This window comes from Ruegeria sp. CH2 (assembly GCF_056537065.1).
Genome location: NZ_JBQFQV010000001.1, coordinates 406,255 through 428,107, shown reverse-complemented (window position 1 = coordinate 428,107; position 21,853 = coordinate 406,255). Strand labels below are relative to the sequence as shown.

The following is a 21,853-nucleotide window of genomic DNA, read 5'->3' as shown; positions in this document are numbered from 1 at the left end:
GCGTCGCTGGTCGTGAACAAATATCGGGTGGGTTCAGTAGCCTGTCATCTCAAGATAGCCAACGCCTTCATGGCTGCCGGTTACGGTGACAGGGCCTTCCCAGTATTCGAAACTGGTACCCATCCACGCATCAGGTGTCAGGGCTGAGACCTGAATATCTATGCCCCGGTCCACAAGATCGACTTGCCAGTGTGTCGGGATGTCACGCCCGGCAACCTCGTTGGTACTCAGCGGCAAAAGGCTGATTGAGCCTTTGGGGATGGCCTCAGTACTGCCGTCTGAATTGATCCAGGTGGCCGAAGTGAAGTCGCCTCGGTCCCCGCGCAGGCGAAAAGCCATCAACTTATCGCCGCCCTCAAAACTGAGCGAGAACCAATCCCAACCCCTCTGATCTGCCGCCAAGGGTTGTGAGGACCATTCCCGATCCAGCCAGCCCTGACCGGTTACACGGACTTCACTATCCGGCAAATGCAGCACGCCTTCGACAGAATAGAAGGGCTGCGAGTAATAGTAACTTGCCTGCCCATCAGAAGATTTGACCGAATAGCCCGCGTCTCCGTGAAGAACCAATGGCCCTTGCGCAGTCAGCGAAAGGTCATAGCCGAAGTCTTTACCATTTGCCGTCAGCGACAGGCTGTCCAGATCCGATCCGGCCATGCGCCATTCATCAATCCAGGCCTCAAACGGTTGTGCAGTTACACCGGCCTGGCCAATCCCCCCGCGTGACAATCGCTCGGTGAAAAAATGAGCCTTGGGGGTCGTAACAGCAGCATGACCCATCCAAAGTTGCGGGCTTTGCCATCCGTCATTGTCATAGGGTTTTAGGGCTGACCGGAACAGGGTCCATTGAATGCCATAGTCCAGACCGTCGTCCCCTTGGAGATTGGCGGTCAGATACCACCATTCGATGCGGTAGGCCGGGTGGGGGCCGTAGTCTCTTGGGAAATCAAACTCATACCCGGCTACTGGCACGTCAAAGCCTTCGGCCGACCCGCCGAGACCTGCGTAGCCCTGCGCCCAAAGCGGTATCGGGTAGAGCCACATAAGAAGGAACAGGAGGGTCCTAACGTTCATTGGCGAACACTCTCAGCAGATCGGCGGGTGGCAGGCGCAGCATCCGTAGCGCGGGCAGGGCGGCGGCAAGCAGGGCAGCAAGAAGGGTCAGTAGAAACAGCCACAGCCAATCCCAGGGGAAGACGAACATCGGCAGGCGCCAACCAAAAGCCTGAACGTTGATCACCGTCAGCAGAACCCATGCCAGAACAAGCCCAAGTGGCAACGCCAGACAGGCGGTCAATGCCGCCAGCAATAGGCTGCGCAACAGTTCCAGCCCTGCAAGTTGCGCCCTGTTCAGCCCCAGCGCCCAGACCGGTGCGATCTGTGGCAGGCGCTGGGTCCACAGGGTCAGCAGACTGGTGAGAATGGCAAATCCCGCCACGCCGAGGGTCAGCACATTCAAGGCCGAGGTCACGACAAAAGTCTTCTCAAATATCGACAACGACTGCGCCTTCATTGCAGCTTGCTGTACGACAGACTGACGTGGAAGGTTGAACCGTTCCCTTAAGGTTTGCGCCATTTCGGTTGCGTTTTCGGGGTTTAGACGAATGCCAAAGCGGCGGGCCTCCGTACCCGGAGCGATCCGGTTCAGTTGGTCCATCGAGACGATGGCTTGCCCGGTAGGATTCCCATAATCCGAATAGACCCCGGCGATGGTCAGGATGTGGTCCGGCGATAAGGCCAAAGCACCGCCGGGCCAGAGATCGGCACGCCGGGCCAGTTGCTCGTTGATCAGAACCGCACGCCCGGCCATGACGTCATCCCATGCATTCGGCGTTGAGGTGATCACTGGCCAGTTCTGCCGATAGACCGGATCATCCACGACACCGTAAAGAAACAGAGGCCCCGTTTCGTGCGACAATTCCACATTTCGGATTGGCAGAATGGCTTCGACCTGAGGGCGCAGCCAGTCGGTAATCTCCTGCCCCTGATCGTCGTCGCTGGCTGTCAGGTAGAGTTCTGACGTCAGGCGCTGGTCAAGCCACCCGACGAATGTCAGCCGGAAGCTGGACACCATCGTGCCTACGCCGACATTCGCTGCCAAAGCCAGCAACAGGGCCATCAGGGCAAGTGACAATCCGGGCAGTTGTGCCCGCATATCCGCCCAGATCCATTGGGCAACAGGCCCCCGCGCTGTGCTGGCGCAGAATGAAAGCATTACTGACAAAAGCGCAGGCAGCACCAGCGCTGCACCGGTCAGCAAGCCAGCCAACAGGGCAAACCCGGCGATCAGCCCCCCGAAACTGACATAGGCCAAACCGCCACCCAGGATCATCACCAATCCGAATGCCGCTGCAAGATTGCGCGCGCGGGGGTCGCCCCGCCACGCTTGAACGCCCGGACTTGTCAGCAGGGGCATACGCGACAGGCGCCACAATGCGTGGCCGCTGGCCAGCAATGTGCCAAAGACTGCCATGGCAATCCCAGCCAGAACCCATTCCGGTTGCAGCGTCAGTTGCCCTGTTACCGGTGCGCCGTAAAGGCCACGCAACGTGGCCGCGACATCGGGCAGAAGTGCTCCGGCCAGAAAGAAGCCCAAAAGCAACCCGACGAGCCCACCGATCAAGGCCAGAAATGTCAGCTCGGCAAGGATCAGCCAGACCAGTAATCGCATCGAGGCGCCCAGTGCCCGCAGCGTGCGGATAATGCCCCTGCGTTGCGCAAATGCCAGCCCGACTGTGCCGTTCACGATAAAAAGGCCGACCGCGAAGGACAGCAATCCAAAGGCTGACAGGTTCAGGTGGAAACTGTCGGTCAGTCGAGCAGTGTCGATCTTTTGTGACGGGCTGATGCGTTCCAGCTCTGGCGCGATCGTGGTCAGGGTCTGAAGCCTGCGGGGTTGATCGGGCAGAATAATGAGCCGCGAGACTGAACCGGGCTGATTCAGAAGACGTTCGGCAACGCCGATATCCGTCAGGATCACATCCGGCGGCAGCGCTGAGGTACTGAGAACCGGGGGCAGAGTGCCCTGATCGCGCAACAAGGGCTCCAACTCCGTCGAAACCAGCAGGCGGCCCGGAGCAGTCAATATGTCCGCCGGGCCGGGCGGCGCACCGCTTTGCTGGGCCTCGGTAATTGCGGGCAAGGCGCGATAGGCCACCATATCCACGCCCATCAAACGCAACGTACGTCCAGCGACCCGATAAGGGCCTTCCAGTACGGCGGCCACCTGCCATCCCGCGCGACGCAGATCGACATAGCGGGACATGGGGATGAAACCGGCTGGATCGCGCAACTCGTCAAACTGCCCAAGTGCCAGCTGGGCGTTGGCACGGGAATAGCTGGCGCGGGCCTCGGCGTTGATGGCCTGAACAGCGGACCACAAACCAGTTGCCAAGGCGATACCGATTAGCAGTGTTGCCAGTTGCAACCGGTGCACCCGCCAATGGGACAGCAGGGCCTGGACGACGGCCAATGTCATTGGATGCACCCGCCGCTCAGGCGTAGGTGCGTGTCCAGACGGGCCGCGATCTGCGGGGAATGCGTCACCAGCAGCAAAGCTGCGCCAGTATCAGACACAAGTGACAGCATCAGGTCCAGCACTTTGGCTCTGGCGGTTTCGTCAAGATTGCCCGTCGGCTCGTCCGCCAGCAACAGTTTCGGGCGCGCTGCCATGGCGCGTCCGATGGCCACCCGCTGCTGCTGTCCGCCCGACAAGCTTTCAGGGTAGCGGTCCAGCAGATCCAAAAGCCCAAGCCGTTCGGCCAGTTGCCCGGACCAATTGACATCCTCGGTACCTGCAAGGCGGGCATGAAAGGACAGGTTTTGCCCCACGGTCAGCGATGGGATGAGGTTGAACTGCTGGAACACCAACGAAACCTTACTGCGCCGCAACCCGGCCCGCCCGGCATCGTCCAACGGGGACAGTGGCGTGCCATCCAGCGTGATCTCGCCCCCGTCGAAATCGTCCAGGGCGGCTGCCAGGTTCAACAAGGTGCTTTTTCCGCTGCCGCTTTCACCGGTCAGTGCAAGCGTTTGTCCCTGATCCAGTGTCAGAGACACATCGCGCAGAACGGGCCGCCCGCCGGGATAAGTCTTTTGAACTCGGTCGATGATCAACAGCATGAAGCGCCCTTTTTGCACAGGATGTGCGTCGGACTTCCCAACTGTCCAGTGCAGACCTTACTCCGGTTCCTTTCGCCGCAGGCTACTTCATCTGGCGGCGGGGTTGTGCCTTGTGGTTCTAAAGGTCATTGTGCCCGGGCAATCCATGGTCGAAATTCAGGGTGAGAATACATGACGTTGCTGCATCAGATCGTTTGGGGCAGTACCTTTCTGGGTATTTGCATCCTGATCGAGATTCTCTTTCTGACCTGGTGCACGATATTCATTATCAAGATGGACAAAAAATGGGTCACACGCGGGGTGTTTGTGGCAACGGCGGGGCCGATTTCTGTTGCCCTGGGGTTCATTATCGCGACGCATACCATTCAGGTCTGGATCTGGGCTATCGTCTGGGTATTGCTGAATGTGCTGCCGGACTGGAACTCGGCCATCTATTTCTCTTTGGTGACGTTTACGACGCTCGGATACGGCGACATCGTTTTGGGTGAAGGGCTGCGCATCTTCGGCTCGTTTGCCTCGGTCACCGGGCTGTTGGCGTTTGGATTGTCGACCGCGTATCTGGTCGCACTGATGACACGCGTTTTTCAGGAGAAGTTCTTTTCCTAAAGGATCGGTGCAAACAACCGCGCCAGCGGCGCACCAAAGCGGATGTGGGCCGGTTGTTGACGCAACCTGCGGGTCAGTTCGTAGCTAGATTCGAAATCTTCTTGTAGCATCTGGTCGACGGCCTGCGCAGCCCGGGCATCAAAGAACAGCGCCATTGCTTCGAAGTTGAGGCGGAAGGATCGGTTGTCGAGGTTTGTTGTTCCAACAGCGGCCAGCGTCTCGTCAACAACGAACGCCTTTTGATGCATGAACCCACCGGTATAGCGGAACACGCGTACGCCGCAGTCGCGGATTTCATCGAAATAGGCAAACGCGGCCAGCCAGGGCAGGCGATGGTCGATCATGTCAGGAACAAGGATGCGTACATCCACACCGCGCATCGCGGCATGTTGCAGGGCTGTCATGACATCGATGTCGGGTACGAAGTAAGGCGACGCAATCCACAACCGTTCTTTTGCCTCGGCGATTGCCGCAAAGAACATCATGGCGCCAGTTTCGGTTTCGTCTCCGGGCCCGGTCGCAACCAGCAGGGCATTCATGTTCTGTTCGGATTCACTGCCCGCCCAGTCAAGTTCATCGATCAGGTCTTCGTTATGTGCCCAATGCCAGTCTTCGGTGAAGATAAGCTGCAATTGCCGGACGACATGACCGGACATCATGATGTGAGTGTCGCGCCAGTGGCCGAAATGCGGGTGTTTGCCCAGATATTCCTCGCCTACATTGTGCCCACCGATAAAGCCTGTCTCGCCATCGATAATGACGGTTTTGCGGTGGTTTCGGTAATTCAGCTGAAACCGAAAATTCGGGCCGCGTTGTTGACGAGGGTCGGCGACATCAATCCCGGCTTCACGCATGGTATCCAGATACGCGCGCGGCAAACCATAACTGCCGACTGCATCGGTCATGAAACGGACGTGAACCCCACGTTTCGTCGCCTCGATCAGCTTGGATTGCAGTTTGCGGCCCAGTGCGTCGTCTCTGATGATGTAGAACTGAATGAGGATATAGTTCTTGGCCTTGTCGATGGCGTCGAAAATGGCGTCGAATGTGGCGTGCCCGTCAACCAGCAGCCGGGCACCGTTTCCGCTGGACACAGGAAGATGCGCCAGAAACTCGAATGGGCGCGGATTGATGGACATTGTGGAGGGATCGGGCCTTGAGTAATCGGCAAAGGTTTTGATCCCTTCAACAACCCGCTCACTTTTCTGGCGCGCGATGCGATATCCGTGAAAGCGATGGTGTCCCAGAAAAAGATACAACGGCACCGCCAGGAAAGGTGCTGATACCAGAAAGACCACCCACCCAACTGCACCTTGCGGTGTTCGCGCGGTTTGTGCTGCTCGGATCGAAAACACAAATGCAGCCACGTACAACGTGAATACAAAGATAGATACCAGCGCTGTCCACATGGGGTCTTACATCTTTCGGGCCGTTCAGTTTGCCCCAGTGTAGATGCGTGACCAGTCTTGCGCCATATCGACAATGATCCATCCCTTGTCAGAACCCTGATCCAGCCCGTCTGCCAGCTTTCCTATTGGGCTTTCGCGGTCATAGGCCCATTCGCGTTCGGCGTCCGTGTGGTGGATCAGAATTCCCAAACGCGGGCCATCACCCGACGTTGTCCAATCCAGCATAGCGAAATCTCCGTCCGAGTTGCCTGCGGCCAGAATCGGGCGTCTGCCAATCGTACGTTCGATGTTGATCGGCTTGCCTTCCTTGTCGTCGATGAAGGCTAACCCCGGTGCCTTGATGATCGTCGGGTTGCCGTCGATCACCTTATAGGTGCTGTCTGCATAGCTCCCCAATATCTGTTCCGGCGGGATACCATATGCATCCTCGGCAAAGGCGCGCATGAAATGAATGCCGCCGCCGGATACGATGTAGGTTTTGAAACCCTCATCACGCAAGTAACGCAGCAACTCGACCATCGGCTGATAGGTCATCTGGTCATAGGGCAGGCCGGTGCCAGGGTGGCGTTCGGTTTCCAGCCACTGCGCAACACCTGCCTGAAAGTCATCGACGCTGGTGCCAGAATGCGATGCGTTGACAACTTCGATCAGCGCCTCATGCCCGCCTTCAAGAACGGCCGCTAGATCACCCTTTGCTGCAGCTTCCAAAGCAGGAGTTGCCAGGATCGACGGGTCCCGCTCGGCCAGATCGGCCAGTCGGTCCATGGCAAAAACAAACTGGAAATACACGGGCTGTTCGGCCCAAAGCGTTCCGTCATTGTCGAATACGGCGATCCGGTCATCGGGCGTCACGTAGTGAGCTGAGGCAGGGTCGGTCACCTCGTCAACAAACGAAACGATTTTCGCTTTGGATTCTAGATTGTTCCAAGAGGGCAAGGGGTCGGCGATGGCGACCGTCGCTCCTAGCACACTGCACAATATCAAAAACAGACGCACGGATTATTCCTCAATTTTCAACTGCCAATGAGAAGCGCCGGGCCCCCGGTATCGGGACTCCGGCTTTGTCGTGTCTTGGATCAAACGGCCAGCATCACGGTGCGCCCGGGGGTGACGTCAACTTCTCCATCACCTTGTCGAGGCTGAAGCTCGCGGCTTCTTGCCGGGGAGGGTACTCCTTGAAGGTTTCAAGGAACTGCGCGACATAGGCTTGCGCAGGTACCAGCATGTAGGCACGGTCGAGCATCCAGTCATAGTAGGTGTTCGATGTGCGATAGCCACGCTCGTATGGGTCGCGTCGCAAGTTGGCGATCAATGGCACACGCAGAGGGGTCAGAGGCTCCATCCAGGCGCGCAAGGTTGCCCATGCCTTTTGTTCAAGGAAGGTGATCTTCCAATCACCGAAGCGCAGTGCCGCAAGGTCACCATCGTCGGTGAAATAGAAGATTTCCCTGCGCGGGCTCTCATTTGTTTCGCCGGTCAGCAACGGCAGGATGTTGTAGCCATCCAGATGCACGCGGTAGTCACGCCCGCCGCCAACTTCGGCCACGGTGACGCCTTCCAGAAGATCTTCTTTCACGGTTTCGTTGCCAGCCGCCGCCAGGAATGTTGGCAACCAATCCATATGGTGCACGATCTCGTTCGACACAGCGCCTTCGGCAATCTTGCCGGGCCACCGAACCATGGCGGGTACGCGCCATGCGCCTTCCCATTGGGTGTTTTTCTCACCCCAGAACGGTGTCATCGCGGCATCTGGCCACGTATTCATGTGCGGACCATTGTCGGTCGAATAAAACACGATGGTTTTATCGGCGATGCCCAGCTCGTCCAGCGCAGTAAGGAAGTCACCGATATGCATGTCGTGTTCGATCATGCCAGCCGTATACTCATCCACCTGCTTGCCCACGATTTCATTGGCTTTTGCCCATTTCTCTTCGGAAACATGCGTGCGGAAATGCATCCGGGTGCCTGACCACCAGACGAACCACGGTGTGCCGCTTTCCTCTTGTTTGCGGATGAATTCAATCGCTGCCGCTGCGGTTTCATCGTCGACTGTTTCCATACGCTTCTTGGTCAGCGGGCCGGTATCCTCGATCTCACCACCTGCTGTCGACTTGATCACGCCACGCGGTCCGAAAGCTTGTCGGAAGGTTCTGCCATCGGGCAGATTAGCATCATTGGGATAGTCAATGTTTTCCGGCTCCTCCTCAGCGTTGAGATGGTAGAGATTGCCAAAAAACTCGTCAAAACCGTGGTTTGTTGGAAGATGTTCATCCCGGTCACCCAGGTGGTTTTTTCCGAACTGACCTGTGGCATAGCCTTCTGCTTTCAGAAGGCCTGCAATGGTCGGGTCTTCGATCTGCATGCCTTCCTCAGCGCCGGGCAGGCCAACTTTGGACAGGCCCGTACGGAAAACGGATTGCCCCATGATGAAAGATGATCGCCCGGCCGTGCACGACTGTTCACCGTAGTAATCCGTGAACATCATGCCTTCTTCGGCAATACGGTCGATATTGGGTGTCTGATACCCCATCAGACCCCGCGTGTAGGCCGAGATATTGGACTGGCCGACATCGTCGCCCCAGATCACAAGGATATTCGGTTTCTGGTCCTGCGCCCAGGCGGGTATGGCCAGTGTCAATGTGGCGGTTACCACGGCAAGTCGGCGCAAGTTACTGCGCCAGGTGCCGGATAGCGAACATGGAGGTAACATGGTTTGCTCCTGATTTGAGAGGATCTTAGTGACCCTTGGAAAATTAAATCTCCGGCGTTCAAACGCATGAACAACACGGCAGCAATGTGTTGATTCCCATGTCGAAAATATCAGATCCTGGGAATCGAACGTTTTCAGCATAGGTCAGTTCTTGCGTTGGAAACTCATCATATGATTATATCTCAAAGTACAAATGTGAGACAAAATGAATAATCTGAAGCTATTACGAAACACCGGATGGTTCAGTGACCGCTCGTCAGAGTTTCAAGCCGATTTGGCAGCTCTTGGCATACTGAAATTGGTTGAGGCGGGTGAGACACTGTACCACTACGGTGATACGGCAAATGGAATCTACGCGATCCTCAGCGGTGGTGTGCAGATAACGGCCCCTGCGGATGACGGTCAGGAGTTCGTTTTGCACCGCGATGGCGCTGGGTTCTGGATCGGCGATCTTGCGTTGTTTGCAGGTGCACTGCGTCTGGTCAGTGTTGTCACGACGCAAGCCACTCAAGCCTTGTTTTTCCCTAACCTGAGCATCTCGCGGTTGATTCAGAACAATCCTGACTACATCCGGGATTTCTATGCGTTAACGCATGAGAATATGCGGACCGCATTGCGCATCATGGCAAATCTGGCCGTGACGGGAACGGAAAAGCGGCTGGTCTTGAGGTTGCTTCACTTGGACGAAGGGACCTCGAAAACCGAAGGCTGGATTGATGTTTCGCAAGACGATCTGGCAGCGATGATTGCTGTATCGCAGCCGACTTTGCACAGGAACCTTCACCGGCTTGTGGATTTGGGGTTAATCGAACTGGGGTATGGCCGGGTTCGACTGCTGGATCGGGGCGCATTGATAGCCAGTTGTCTGACCTGAGGTTTCGGGTAGCGACACCGGCATGCGGTTCAATATACGCGGACAGGCTGGCCGCTGTGTACGGTACCCGACGAACTTAAGCCTACGCCACGCCGTGGTTCAGTTTTTCGCACGCGCCTGACTGTCCTCCTCGCCCAATTGGCCGTCCAGAGACATCATGATTGCGACCGGGCGTAAAGCAGGGATGTGGCTGAACACGATCAGGATGCAGACCGTCAGTGGCACGCTCAGGAAAGCACCGATCAGGCCCCAGACAGTTGTCCAAAAGGTCAATGCCAGAATAACTAGGAATGTCGACATGTTCAGCGAACGTCCCAGCATGGCCGGATCAAGGAAGTTACCGATCAGGAATTGAAGGGTGCCGCACCCAAATAAGATAATCAAAAACGGAACGATCGTATCAAACTGAACAAGCGCGATCATGGCTGGGAAAAACACCGCTATGATCGACCCGATCGAGGGTATGAAGTTCAGAGCAAAGGTCAAAACGGCCCAGGTTTCCGCATATTCCAAGCCAAGAACCCTGAATACAAAATAGCTGATGCCCGCTGTGATCAGGCTGATCAGCGTCTTTACCCCAACATATCGTTGCAGGCTGATCGATATGGCATCAAGCATGGTCGCAAAATCTGCGCCGGTTTGGGGGTCACCAGCCGCAAGTTGAATTTTCTTGCGAAAGGCCAGACGCTCGGCCATCAGGAACGCGACATAGAGGCTGATCAGAAAGAACTGGTTTAGCAGGGACGTAGCGCTGCCCAGCAACAGGCGTGCGACATAGGTCATGTCGATGCTGACCAGATTGTCGCGGATGAAAGTGGTGACATCGTTGCCGACAAGACCGGTTATGCGCTCAACCGCCCCGTCGAACTGGTTTTCGTAGGTGCTGACGGACCGAGCAAACTGCGTTGCCTGACTGCCCAGCACGTACATGATCATGAACAATCCCACCAGAACCACGGTCACTCCGGCGATATTGGCCAACCAGACCGGAGCACGGGTCAGCGCGGTAACGCGGTCGCTCAGCGCAATGATCAGAACGTTGACCAGCAGCGCCATGGCAAGAGGGATCAGGAAGTTCGCCCCCGCATAAAGCCCCAACACTATCAGCGTCGCGATAATGCAGGTGTCGCGGACAACAGACAGTTTTAGCCTGGGGCGAGCCGTGAAATCTTCCTGATCCGGGATCATTCAGTATCCTGTTTATCTGTTCTTACGCAGGCTGGTGATCGCCCCGCTTTTTCCAATCCTGCACCTGCAATCCGTTTTTAGCAATGCAGTCAGCCGTTTGCAGATCGGCATTTGTCACTTTGATACCGATGACGGGTTCTGTGTTTTATTTCGGCAGGTTAGGGTTGCAGGATGACAAAGCCCACGATTCCCCCGATTGGCCGCCCGCTTCAGGCACTGTGGCTGGCACTTCGCCGGTTCGTCAGGAAAAACGGACCTGTCATGAGCAGCCACGTCGCCATGTCGCTGATGATGGCCCTGTTTCCCTTTGTGTTGTTCACCGTGGCGCTGGCCGGGGCATTGTCGCAGGACTATGTCACTGATGAGTTGATTGATCTGCTGTTCGGGGCATGGCCCAAGGATGTTGCGGACCCTATCGTGGCCGAATTGCGTGCCGTTCTGGCCGGGGCAGGGTCGGGTGTGATTACGCTGGGTGGCTTACTTGCGATCTACTTTGCCTCCAACGGGGTTGCCGCAGTTCGCGCTGCGATGAATCAGGCCTATCACGATCAGGACAGTTGGCCTTTTTGGAAGACCCGGCTTTTGTGTCTGGTTCTGGTTATCCTTGGCGGTTCGGCAATCCTTGTTATTGCAACGGTCGAGGTGGTCTTGCCGGTCTACACGAAACTGGTGGCAGAGCATACCGAAGCTCCGGTAGCGGACTGGCTGTCCGTAGATCGCCTGCGGTGGACGTTTACCGTGGCCGTTCCGGCAGGCACCGTCCTGCTGGCTCATCTAATCCTGCCAACCCGCAGGCACAGCCTGACCCAGATCCTGCCCGGCGTCATACTGACATTGGTTTTGTGGGCAGCTGGCGGATGGGCATTTTCAGTCTATATCAGCCAGTTCGCCACCTACAGTGCCACATATGCGGGTTTGGCCGGGGCAATGGCTGCGCTGATCTTCCTGTATCTGTGTTCTGCGATGCTGATCCTTGGCGCTGAATACAACGGCGCATTAATCGACCTTCGGAACGCCGCTGAAGGAGATATGGCATGAGATTTGCCATTCTGGCGGCTTGCTTAACCCTCGCAAGTGAAGGGCAGGCGCAGTCACTGGAATATGTCGGGTCGGATCAATGTTCGGACTGCCATCAACGCGAGGCCGAGGCATGGGCTTCGTCTCATCATGCCTTGGCCTGGACGGAAGTTGGCGACGGCCATCTGGTCGCCGATTTCGATGGAACCCGGTTCGTGCAGAACGGGATGACGGTTGAATTCACTAAACAGGCAGACAGGTTCACAGCTCGTGTAACTGAAAAAGACGGTGCGACGACGGCATATGATGTGCATTCCGTCGTTGGGATTACGCCTCTGCAACAATTTCTGTTTGAAACCGAACCGGGGCGGTTGCAAAGTTTTGATGTGGTCTGGGATACCGAGCAGAAGCGCTGGTATCACTTATACCCCGATCAGGATCTGCCGCCAGAAGACGGGCTGCACTGGACGGGCCCTTACAAGAACTGGAACGCGCGCTGCGCCGAATGTCACGCCACAGGGTTTGAAAAGAACTACGACGCGCAATCCAGAACATACTCTTCCCGACAGGCTGAGATTGGAGTTGGCTGCGAAGCTTGCCATGGACCGGGGTCGGCACATATCGATTGGACCAAAGGGCAGGGCGTTGCCGGGGGTCTGAGTGATAGAGGCTTTTCGATGAGCTGGGGCAAGGGCCAGACCGAGGCCGAGATCCAGCAATGCGCCGGATGTCATTCGCGGCGCGAGGCGCACGGCAACGGAAATCCTTTGCCGGGAACCCCGTATCATGATGCCTATAACCTGGCTGTGTTGCGGCCCGGTTCGTATCATCCGGACGGGCAAATACTTGATGAGGTCTACGTTTACGGCTCATTCCTGCAATCCAAAATGTATGCCCGAGGGGTCGGGTGTATGAACTGCCACGAGCCACACAGCGCGCAGTTGAAGGCCGAAGGCAACGGTATTTGCACGCAATGTCATTCCACGGCCGCAAACCCTGAATTCCCGACGCTAGCGAAACAGGAATACGATACCCCCAGTCACCATCATCACGTTATGGATAGCGCGGGTGCCCAGTGCAAAAGCTGCCACATGATCGAACGCACTTATATGGGAGTGGACGGTCGCCGGGATCACAGCTTTCGCGTGCCGCGACCGGATTTGGGATTAGGGGCTGATGCCTGCACTGATTGCCACCAGAATAAGGATCAGGTCTGGGCTGCCAGCCGGATCAAAGGGTGGTTTCCTGACACAGCCAATCGGGGCGCACATTTTGGTACGGTATTCAAAGCTGCTGCCGATGGTCAGTTGAATACGCCAGAGGGTTTGATTTCTGTCGCAACGGATCCCTCGCAACCCGCTATCGTGCGCGCAACAGCGGCGTATTTGCTGCAACCTTTTGGCTCGCCCGAAGTTGCCGCGCGCACAGCGCCACTGTTGCAGGAAGACGATCCGCTGATACGCGCAAATGCAGCAGCCTTGCAGCGTCAGGCGAGCCCTACGGATCGTGCGCAAAGGTTAGAGCCACTTTTGTCTGATCCTTTTCGCAACGTTCGCATTGCCGCCGCCAAGGAGTATCTGAGTATCCCTCCTCAAGCTCTGACGCCTCAGCAACAGGGTCTGGCCGGGCAGGGTATGGCCGAGTGGCAGGCGGCGATCTCGAACAGGCTGGATGCCCCTGAAACGCATCTGGTTCTGGGGGGCATGGCGTTGACGCTGCGCAACGCCCCGGCCGCCGAACGGGCCTTTCGCGAGGTTGTCGCGCTGGACCCTCAGCGCGCCGAAGCGTGGCCCATGGTGGTACAGCTGGCTCAGATCAACAGCGGCCCGGAAGCCGCACGTATCGCCTTACGCGAAGCCTTGATCAGGTTGCCCGATGACCCGGCCTTGCTGCAATTGTTGCAACAACTGGGCCCCTGATCCGGCACAGGCTTGCCCGATTTGTTCCATCTTCACGGCAAGATTTTACGCTAACAGCATTTCAGAACTGTTGTATTGAGGTGATGCATGTCCACTGAGTCAACAAGACAGAAAGCAACCGGGCCGAACCCTGCTACGCTGGCGCAGCGCATTGAAGAGCTGCGCAATCGCGAGCCTGTATATGTTTCGCACGGGGATACTCTGATGTTGCAGGGTATGGCGGCCACGTCGTTGCGTGAACAACGTCTGACCGGAAACCGTATCCGTTTGGAAGATTAAGTTCAGCCGCGAAACCCGGTTGCTATAACGAATTTCTCGGAGCTGTCCGAACGGGATGCGGGCGGTTTCACATGCGCCACTTTCTGAAATTTCTGCTTCAGAAGTTTTTGCAAATCGCCCTCGGCGCCGCCAGCAAGAACCTTGGCTACAAATGTGCCACCTTCTTCCAGCACGTCAAAGGCGAAATGGGCCGCAGTTTCACACAGCGCGATGATCCGCAGATGGTCGGTCTGCTTGTGACCCGAGGACGCCGCGGCCATGTCCGACATTACAACATCCGCCTTGCCACCCAGCCAGTCCTTGACCTTCTGGTCGGCGTCATCCTCCATGAAGTCCAGCACATGGGTATCGGCACCCGCAACCGGTTCGACTTCCTGTAAGTCGATGCCCAGCACCGTTCCGATCCGTTTCCCCGATTTTTCACCAAGCGCGTTTACCCGTTTGACTGCAACCTGGCACCAGCCACCGGGTGCGCATCCCAGATCAACAACCCGTGCTCCGGGTACGAGAAAGCGGAACTTGTCGTCAAGTTCCATGATCTTATACGCGGCCCGCCCACGGTATCCTTCGGTCTGGGCGCGCTTGACATACGGGTCGTTCAATTGCCGTTCGAGCCAGCGGGTCGAACTCAGCTTGCGACCACGAGCGGTTTTTACCTTTACCTTCAGGTCACGTTGCCCGCGCCCCGAGTTGTTTTTGCCAGTTGGTGTCTTCGCCATCAGAACGGTCCGTCTTCCAGTACCCCGTCCGCGCTCATCTGTGCATAAAGCAGGCCCTCGCGCAGCCCCCGATCTGCCACGGAAAGGCGATCAGTGGGCCAACAGCGCAACAATGCCTGCAAAATGGCCGAGCCGGACATGATCAGGGCCTGCCGGTCTTCCCCAATCCGAGGATCCCGGCGGCGCCCATGAGGGCCGAGTTCTAAATACCCGCGTATCACTTTGTCAATCTGGTCACTGGTCATACGCAGCCCGTCAACTTTGGTCCGGTCATACCGCTTGAGCCCCAGATGCGATGCCGCAACCGTAGTGACAGTTCCGCTGGTGCCGACGATCTGAAAGCCTTCACGGGTTTGTTCATCTTTGTAAGGTGCGAAATCGGCCAGGTTTTCTTCGAAAAACCAGCTCATTAACGCAAACCGCGCGGCGTCGTTTTCGACGTCATTGAACTGATCCCGCAACGTGGCAACACCCAGCGGCACGCTGATCCAGTCCACGACTTTTGCAGCCGGAAAAGGGCTGTCGACCGTGTGAAATCCGTTATGCAAACGCATGATCGCAGCCGGGCGGTCACGGCGAGGGACAGACGAAATGTCGATCCAGACCAGCTCGGTCGAACCGCCGCCAATATCGACAACCAACAGCTGTTCGGTCTTGGTGGACACCAGCGGGGCGCAGGAAATCACCGCCAAACGGGCTTCTTCTTCGGGTTGGATGATTTCAAGCGTCAGCCCGGTTTCGCGTTTGACCTGTCGGATGAATTCGCGGGAATTCTTGGCGCGGCGGCAGGCTTCGGTTGCGATCAGACGCATCCGTTTCACTTTGTTCCGTTTCAGCTTTTGCTGACAGATTCGCAGCGCTTGAACGGTGCGTGCCATCGACGCCCGCGACAGACGTCCGGTGCGTTCCAGACCCGCGCCCAGCTGCACGGACTTGGAGAAGCTGTCAACCACATGAAACCCGCTGCCCTTGGGCTGGGCTATCAACATGCGGCAACTATTTGTTCCCAAATCCAGAGCCGCATACAGGGCATCCGGATCGGGTCTTGCCGGCGCGGGGCTTTCGACCGCTTGCGGGAACGCGCCCGCACCTTTGGGACGCTTGGGCGCCATCGTAACGCCCTCCGATTTTCGAGTTGATTTGACCCTAGGCGGCGCATCGCCGACGTGCAAGCGATTTCCATTTCGAATTTAGTCTGGATGTCACACGCCGTTCATACTGAGGTGCGATTTGAACTTTGATCCCGGTTGAGGGATTCTTGATCGCAATTAGCCGCAGACGGAGCCTGCCATGAAAGATGAACGTGTCCTGACCTTTGACGAATTCGATGAAGTGGTGAATCCGCGCCCAGAGGTATGTGAGTTTGACCGCGTCGTTGAGCGTGCCTTATCACGTCGTGGGTTTCTGGGCGGCGTATTGGCGATGGGAAGTTTCACGGCGTTGGGTGGGGCGCTGCTTCCGACTGGTGTACGTGCAGCCGCAGATCGCTTTGCGTTCGAGGCGATTCCGGCGTCAACTGCCGATGACGTCATCGTGCCGCCGGGCTACCAGGCCGAGGTGATGGTGCGCTGGGGTGATCCGCTTTGGTCTGATGCGCCCGAATTCGATCCGGCCACCCGTGGAACTGCCGCCAGTCAGGAACGTGCATTCGGTGATAACACCGACGGTCAGGATGTGTTTCTGCACGAGGGTCACGTTCTGCTGGTCGTAAACAACGAATACACCAATCGCGATATCCTTTGGGGAAACAACCCGGACGCCAAGGCCGCCTCGGATGACGATGTTGCCAAAGGCATGATGGCGCATGGTGTGACGGTGGTCGAGATTGCAGCTACCGATGGCAAGTGGGGCATTGTTAAGGATAGCCCGTATAACCGCCGCATCACGCCGCAGACAGACATGTCACTGACGGGCCCTGCCGCGGGCCATGATCTGTTGAAAACTGCCGCTGATCCGACAGGCACCACCTCTAAGGGCACCTGGAACAACTGTGGCAACGGCATGACCCCATGGGGGACGTATTTGGCCTGTGAAGAGAATTTCAACGGCTACTTCTCGGCTGAAGACGAAAACCATGAAGTCAGCGCCGAACTTCAGCGCTATGGCGTTTCGTCCAAAGACTGGGGATACGGATGGGCCGGAATTGACGAGCGTTTCGATGTCTCGAAAAACCCCAACGAGCCGAACCGCGCTGGCTATGTTGTCGAAATCGACCCAACCGATCCGGCCTCGACGCCTCGCAAGCTGACTGCGCTTGGTCGGATCAAGCATGAAAACGCCGAGGCCATTGTGAACAATGACGGTCGCGTCGTCGTCTACATGGGTGATGATGAACGGGGTGAGTTCCTGTATCGCTTCGTCTCGGAAGGTGTTTATGCCGCTGGTGTGGATACGAAAGCGCTGCTTGAGAACGGTACGTTGTCGGTTGCAAAGTTCAACGACGACGGGACTGGTGAGTGGCTGGACCTGACCCCCGAAACAACGGGTATGACGTCGCAGGCCGAAATCTGCATCCATACGCGACAGGCAGCGTCGGCCGTGGGCGCAACCACTATGGATCGCCCGGAATGGGTTGCAGCCAATCCGAACGCGCCCGAGGTCTATTGCTGCCTGACCAACAACAAGAACCGCGGTGTGAAACCGAATGCCGGTGGCGACGACACTTCGGTCAACGGGCCGAATCCGCGCGAGGCGAACAAATACGGTCAGATCGTGCGCTGGCGTCCTGAAGGCGGTGATCATGGCAAATCGGGTTTCGAATGGGACCTGTATGTACTGGCCGGAAACCCGACCGTGCATCAGGATGCGTATGGCGGTTCGGACAATGTCAACGCCGACAACATGTTCAACTCGCCCGATGGGCTGAAGTTTGACAGCAACGGCCTGCTGTGGATCCAGACCGACGGCAAATACAGCAACGAGGGCGACTTCGAAGGGCAGGGGAATAACCAGATGCTGGCAGGCGACCCGGTTACCGGTGAAATCCGTCGTTTTCTGGTTGGACCGAACGAGTGTGAGATCACTGGGCTCAGCTGGTCGCCGGATCGCCGCACCATGTTTGTTGGTATTCAGCACCCCGGTGAAGACGGCAACAGCCACTGGCCCGACGGTGGTAACTCGGTTCCACGTTCAGCCATCATTGCGGTTACTCGTCTAGACGGCGGGCTGGTCGGTTAACCCTGGCAAGACGCGCTGAATCAAGCCTCGGGCGGGTCATGCCGTCCGGGGCTTTTTGTTCATTATGCAGCGCTCTCATAGTGACAATGAGAATTTTGGTATGCGTTTTCGTCGCGAGACGGGTTAAAACCCCGCCACGCCACCGTGGGCGAAAACGTCGCTTGAAAAGCGCCGGGTGTCGAAAACCGACCGACCCATCCCCACATTGAAGTTTAGAACCGGCCCATCGGGTAAGGAGGAATCACAGTAATGCCTGACGTCACCATCGTGTACTGGCGCGACATTCCCGCTCAGGTCATCGTCGGCAAAGGCCGTCGCGGCGCGAAGCGGCAATTGGAAGAACGGTTCGAGCAAGCCATCGACCGCGCCGCCATGAAGGTAAACGCCAAGGACAGTGATGCCTATCTGGCCGAATGGCGCAAGGCCGAGCCTTTTGCGGTTGATGGCGACCCGGCAGAAGTAGCCGAGGCCGAGGCCCTGCGTCTGGAAAAGGAATACGATCAGGACCGCATTAAAGCGCTGATCGCAAATGACGGTTGGGCATAAGCCCGGATCTTAATGGGAGGCCTCAATGGCTTTGCTGAACTTCAAGAAACGTGATGTGGTCGAAAACAGCCCTGTGAACCCGACCGTCGAAGCCTTCCTGCAAGGCTATTCGATCGAGGTCATGCCGCGGACCGCCGAAAAGGTCGAGGATTTCCGCGCGCTGCTGCCCGAAGGCACACGCGTTTACATTGCCCATATCGAAGGCACCCCGATTGAAGATATGGTCAAGACAGCCAAGCGGATTGCAGCCGAAGGCTATCCTGTCATGCCCCACTTCCCGGCGCGGATCATCAAGGATGCGGCGACGTTGGAAAACTGGATCTCGATGTACCAGGGCGAGGCGGGCGTCGAACAGGCGCTGTTGCTGGCCGGTGGCGTGACAAAGCCGCATGGCGATTTCGACAGTTCCATGCAGCTGATGGAAACCGGTCTGTTCGACAAGGCAGGGTTCAAACGTCTTCATGTTGCCGGTCACCCCGAGGGGAACAAGGACATCGATCCCGATGGGTCCACCAAGAATGTCGATGACGCCCTGCGCTGGAAGCAGAAATTCAACGAGACAACGGATGCCGAAATGGCGCTGGCAACACAGTTCGCCTTTGACGCCAAGCCGATCATCTCCTGGGCCGACAGCCTGAAAGAAGCGGGCATCGATCTGCCGATCCATATCGGAATCGCGGGCCCGGCCAAGCTGCAAACCCTGATCAAGTTCGCCATCGCGTGCGGCGTTGGGCCGTCGCTGAAGGTTCTGCAAAAGCGCGCCATGGATGTTTCCAAGCTGTTGCTGCCCTACGAGCCGACCGATGTCGTGACCGAACTGGCCAACCACAAAGCGGCCAACCCGGATTTCAACATCACCAACGTGCACTTCTTCCCGCTGGGCGGGATCAAAACCAACGCCAACTGGGCGATCAATAACGGCGGCGCTTCGGCAAAGCCTGTAACCTCCTAAGGAACGGACATGACCCGAACAGTCGTAGAATCAAAAACAAAAACAGCCGTCCTGGGCTTTGACGAACCGTTCTGCGTGATCGGTGAGCGGATCAACCCGACCGGTCGGAAAAAGTTGGCGGCCGAGTTGGAGGCGGGCGACTTTTCGACCGTTGAAAAAGATGCTTTGGCTCAGGTAGCGGCTGGCGCGACCGTTCTGGATATCAATGCGGGCGTCGTCTACAACTCGAATCCCAACCCGAACGAGACCGAACCGCCGCTGATGCGCAAGATCGTTGAGCTGGTGCAGGGTCTGGTCGAAGTTCCGCTGTGTATCGACTCGTCGGTTCCCGGTGCTCTGGAAGCGGGTCTTGAGGCGGCGGAAGGTCGCCCGCTGCTGAACTCGGTCACGGGCGAGGAAGAGCGCCTGGAACTGGTTCTGCCGCTGGTCAAAAAATACAATGTTCCTGTTGTGGCAATCTCGAACGACGACACAGGCATCTCGGAAGACCCCGATGTCCGTTTCGAAGTGGCCAAAAAGATCGTTGAACGTGCCGCTGATTTCGGCATCCCTGCGCACGACATCGTTGTTGATCCGCTGGTCATGCCGATCGGTGCGATGGCAACTGCCGGTCAGCAGGTGTTTGCTCTGGTCCGTCGCCTGCGCGAGGAGCTGGGCGTTAACACCACCTGTGGCGCGTCCAACATCTCGTTCGGTCTGCCGAACCGCCACGGCATCAACAATGCCTTCCTGCCGATGGCAATGGGTGCCGGCATGACCTCGGCGATCATGAACCCGGTGGCTCTGCCAGTGACGCAGGCAAAAATTGCCGAGAAAAAAGAAGCCGTTGCCGCAGCTGGCATCATCCTGCCCGAAGGCATGGATGACGAGGCGTTCGTTCAGATGTTCGGCTTGGGCTCCACAAAGCCGCGCGCCGGTAAGGAGATGGAGGCCATCCGCGCCGCCAACCTGCTGACCAACAACGACCCGCATGGTGGGGAGTGGATCAGGTTCAACAAATCACCTGACGAGGCCGGTGGCGCAGCCGGTGGTCGTCGCGGCGGTGGCCGTCGTCGCCGCGCCTGATTACATCAACAAAGACAGCTAAGGCCGGGCACTGTGCCCGGCCTTTTTCGTTTGACTCTGATCAATGTCGATTTTGCGCAAGGGTTCAGGATATCCTGATCCGGGACGCAACGATCAGGTGGCACCATGCGTAAACATCACCCCCCGAAACTCTCAGAAGCGGATCTGACCAAGCGGTTGGGCAAAAAGGAGTATTTCGAGCAACTGATTGATCTTCAGGCCAAGCTGGCCAGGATTCAACAAGCGTATCTGTTTCACGGGCTCAAGGGTGTGCTGGTGTTCGAGGGTTGGGATGCGGCAGGCAAGGGGGGAACCATTCGCAGGATCAGCCAGGCTCTGGACCCGCGCAGCTTTAAGGTCTGGCCAATTGGGGCGCCCCGGAACTACTACCTCAACCGGCATTACCTGCTGCGGTTTTGGGAACGTTTGCCACCGTCCGGAGCGATATCCGCTTTCGACCGCAGCTGGTACGGGCGCGTGTTGGTCGAGAGGATCGAGAACCTGACCCCGGAAACACGCTGGCGCGCTGCTTATCAGGAAATCAACGATTTCGAACGCATGCTGGTCGACGATGGTGCCCGGATCGTCAAGCTGTTCTTCCACATCTCTGAAGATGAACAGATGCAGCGGTTTACTGAACGACTAAGAAACCCGTTGAAGCGCTGGAAATTGACATACGAGGATTTCAGGAATCGCGAGAAATGGGATGATACCGAGATCGCCGTGGATGAAATGCTGGCCCGGACGTCGACCGATCTGGCACCGTGGCACGTGATACCGGCCAATAACAAAAGATACGCGCGCATCAGCGCCATGAAGGCCATTGTCAAAGCCTTTTCAGCCGGGGTCGATCTGAACCCGCAACATCTGGACAGCCGCACGCTTGAGGCGGCCATCCAGGCTTTGGATGTAGATGACTCGCTGATCGACAGTCTTCGTGCGCGGACCGAGTGACTTTTTCCGGGCAACCTGAAACGATCCGGCTTGCGTGTCAGGGAACTCTGGTTATATCTCAGGGGTGCGGCGGGTATGATGTAATGGTAGCCTGTCAGCTTCCCAAGCTGAACGCGCGGGTTCGATTCCCGCTACCCGCTCCAGAACTTTCAGGTCAGACGGCGATTTCCGGTGAAGGCCTGCTCCGGCAGGCATGGGGGTCGTATCGGGACGTTCCACCAAATTGACTTGTGCCAGTGGATATTTCCGGTTTTGGGCATCCCTCTCGCGATTGGTAGGATTCCGGGCGTCTTATGATAGAGTGACCCCATCACTG

The 21,853-nt window shown here is 57.3% G+C and carries 19 protein-coding genes and 1 tRNA gene; 11 read left to right on the top strand and 9 right to left on the bottom strand.

What is annotated here, in order from left to right; genetic code table 11:
* Positions 1 to 33: 33 nt before the first annotated feature.
* From ACR0M9_RS02115 to ACR0M9_RS02105, 3 genes are read right to left on the bottom strand one after another with little or no spacing between them, the layout of a single operon-like run.
* A complete protein-coding gene (locus ACR0M9_RS02115; protein ID WP_480772737.1) occupies positions 34 to 1,074 on the bottom strand; it encodes a lipocalin-like domain-containing protein in 1,041 nt (346 codons plus the stop codon).
* The gene (locus ACR0M9_RS02110; RefSeq protein ID WP_480772736.1) at positions 1,064 to 3,478 is read right to left on the bottom strand and encodes an FtsX-like permease family protein; all 2,415 of its coding nucleotides are present in this window, start codon (positions 3,476 to 3,478) and stop codon (positions 1,064 to 1,066) included. The genes ACR0M9_RS02115 and ACR0M9_RS02110 overlap by 11 nt, the downstream gene beginning before the upstream one ends.
* Positions 3,475 to 4,122 carry an ABC transporter ATP-binding protein gene (locus ACR0M9_RS02105; protein WP_480772735.1) on the bottom strand — a complete coding sequence of 216 codons (648 nt, stop codon included), beginning with the start codon at positions 4,120 to 4,122 and terminating at the stop codon, positions 3,475 to 3,477. Before ACR0M9_RS02105 ends, ACR0M9_RS02110 begins: the two co-directional genes overlap by 4 nt.
* 171 nt (positions 4,123 to 4,293) lie before the next feature.
* Here ACR0M9_RS02105 and ACR0M9_RS02100 point away from each other — a divergent pair, with 171 nt between their 5' ends.
* Positions 4,294 to 4,728 (top strand): ion channel, encoded by a 435-nt coding sequence (locus ACR0M9_RS02100; RefSeq protein WP_267366422.1) that lies wholly within the window; start codon positions 4,294 to 4,296, stop codon positions 4,726 to 4,728.
* Here the strand turns inward: ACR0M9_RS02100 and cls are convergent.
* The 3 genes from cls to ACR0M9_RS02085 form a co-directional block, all read right to left on the bottom strand.
* Complete coding sequence (gene cls, locus ACR0M9_RS02095; RefSeq protein ID WP_480772734.1) at positions 4,725 to 6,137, bottom strand: cardiolipin synthase; 1,413 nt, start codon at positions 6,135 to 6,137, stop codon at positions 4,725 to 4,727. The genes ACR0M9_RS02100 and cls overlap by 4 nt on opposite strands.
* Before the next feature lie 24 nt (positions 6,138 to 6,161).
* Positions 6,162 to 7,133 (bottom strand): HAD family hydrolase, encoded by a 972-nt coding sequence (locus ACR0M9_RS02090; protein WP_480485564.1) that lies wholly within the window; start codon positions 7,131 to 7,133, stop codon positions 6,162 to 6,164.
* A gap of 94 nt (positions 7,134 to 7,227) precedes the next feature.
* Positions 7,228 to 8,847 carry an arylsulfatase gene (locus ACR0M9_RS02085; RefSeq protein WP_480772733.1) on the bottom strand — a complete coding sequence of 540 codons (1,620 nt, stop codon included), beginning with the start codon at positions 8,845 to 8,847 and terminating at the stop codon, positions 7,228 to 7,230.
* A 205-nt stretch (positions 8,848 to 9,052) separates the two neighbouring features.
* Between ACR0M9_RS02085 and ACR0M9_RS02080 the strand changes: the two genes are divergently transcribed.
* Entirely contained in the window at positions 9,053 to 9,721 is a 669-nt protein-coding gene (locus tag ACR0M9_RS02080; protein WP_480772732.1) for a Crp/Fnr family transcriptional regulator, read from the top strand.
* Positions 9,722 to 9,820: 99 nt separating this feature from the next.
* Here the strand turns inward: ACR0M9_RS02080 and ACR0M9_RS02075 are convergent, their stop codons facing one another.
* Positions 9,821 to 10,909, bottom strand: a complete 1,089-nt coding sequence (locus ACR0M9_RS02075; protein ID WP_480480827.1) for an AI-2E family transporter — start codon at positions 10,907 to 10,909, stop codon at positions 9,821 to 9,823.
* 171 nt (positions 10,910 to 11,080) lie between these two features.
* Between ACR0M9_RS02075 and ACR0M9_RS02070 the strand changes: the two genes are divergently transcribed.
* From ACR0M9_RS02070 to ACR0M9_RS02060, 3 genes are all read left to right on the top strand, one after another.
* A complete protein-coding gene (locus tag ACR0M9_RS02070; protein ID WP_480772731.1) occupies positions 11,081 to 11,947 on the top strand; it encodes a YihY/virulence factor BrkB family protein in 867 nt (288 codons plus the stop codon).
* The gene (locus tag ACR0M9_RS02065) at positions 11,944 to 13,845 is read left to right on the top strand and encodes a multiheme c-type cytochrome (RefSeq protein WP_480480829.1); all 1,902 of its coding nucleotides are present in this window, start codon (positions 11,944 to 11,946) and stop codon (positions 13,843 to 13,845) included. The genes ACR0M9_RS02070 and ACR0M9_RS02065 overlap by 4 nt, the downstream gene beginning before the upstream one ends.
* 87 nt (positions 13,846 to 13,932) lie before the next feature.
* Complete coding sequence (locus tag ACR0M9_RS02060; RefSeq protein WP_480480831.1) at positions 13,933 to 14,124, top strand: hypothetical protein; 192 nt, start codon at positions 13,933 to 13,935, stop codon at positions 14,122 to 14,124.
* A 2-nt stretch (positions 14,125 to 14,126) separates the two neighbouring features.
* On the opposite strand, the gene ACR0M9_RS02055 is transcribed toward ACR0M9_RS02060, so the two are convergent.
* On the bottom strand, positions 14,127 to 14,843 hold the full coding sequence (locus ACR0M9_RS02055) for an RlmE family RNA methyltransferase (protein WP_267365935.1): 717 nt from the start codon (positions 14,841 to 14,843) through the stop codon (positions 14,127 to 14,129).
* A complete protein-coding gene (locus tag ACR0M9_RS02050) occupies positions 14,843 to 15,955 on the bottom strand; it encodes a Ppx/GppA phosphatase family protein (RefSeq protein WP_267365936.1) in 1,113 nt (370 codons plus the stop codon). The genes ACR0M9_RS02055 and ACR0M9_RS02050 overlap by 1 nt, the downstream gene beginning before the upstream one ends.
* 178 nt (positions 15,956 to 16,133) lie before the next feature.
* Here ACR0M9_RS02050 and ACR0M9_RS02045 point away from each other — a divergent pair, with 178 nt between their 5' ends.
* The 6 genes from ACR0M9_RS02045 to ACR0M9_RS02020 all read left to right on the top strand — a co-directional run bounded on the left by ACR0M9_RS02045 (position 16,134) and on the right by ACR0M9_RS02020 (position 21,680).
* Positions 16,134 to 18,020, top strand: coding sequence for a PhoX family protein (locus tag ACR0M9_RS02045; RefSeq protein WP_480772730.1), 1,887 nt, complete (start codon positions 16,134 to 16,136; stop codon positions 18,018 to 18,020).
* Positions 18,021 to 18,269: 249 nt separating this feature from the next.
* Entirely contained in the window at positions 18,270 to 18,566 is a 297-nt protein-coding gene (locus ACR0M9_RS02040; protein ID WP_209503861.1) for a virulence factor, read from the top strand.
* Between the two features lie 25 nt (positions 18,567 to 18,591).
* Positions 18,592 to 19,518: a methylenetetrahydrofolate reductase gene (locus ACR0M9_RS02035; protein ID WP_480505105.1), complete on the top strand. Its 927-nt coding sequence runs from the start codon at positions 18,592 to 18,594 to the stop codon at positions 19,516 to 19,518.
* A 9-nt stretch (positions 19,519 to 19,527) separates the two neighbouring features.
* The gene (locus ACR0M9_RS02030) at positions 19,528 to 20,583 is read left to right on the top strand and encodes a methyltetrahydrofolate cobalamin methyltransferase (RefSeq protein ID WP_480772729.1); all 1,056 of its coding nucleotides are present in this window, start codon (positions 19,528 to 19,530) and stop codon (positions 20,581 to 20,583) included.
* Between the two features lie 126 nt (positions 20,584 to 20,709).
* Positions 20,710 to 21,537 carry a polyphosphate kinase 2 family protein gene (locus tag ACR0M9_RS02025; RefSeq protein ID WP_267365940.1) on the top strand — a complete coding sequence of 276 codons (828 nt, stop codon included), beginning with the start codon at positions 20,710 to 20,712 and terminating at the stop codon, positions 21,535 to 21,537.
* A gap of 69 nt (positions 21,538 to 21,606) precedes the next feature.
* Positions 21,607 to 21,680, top strand: a tRNA-Gly gene (locus ACR0M9_RS02020).
* Positions 21,681 to 21,853: the final 173 nt, after the last annotated feature.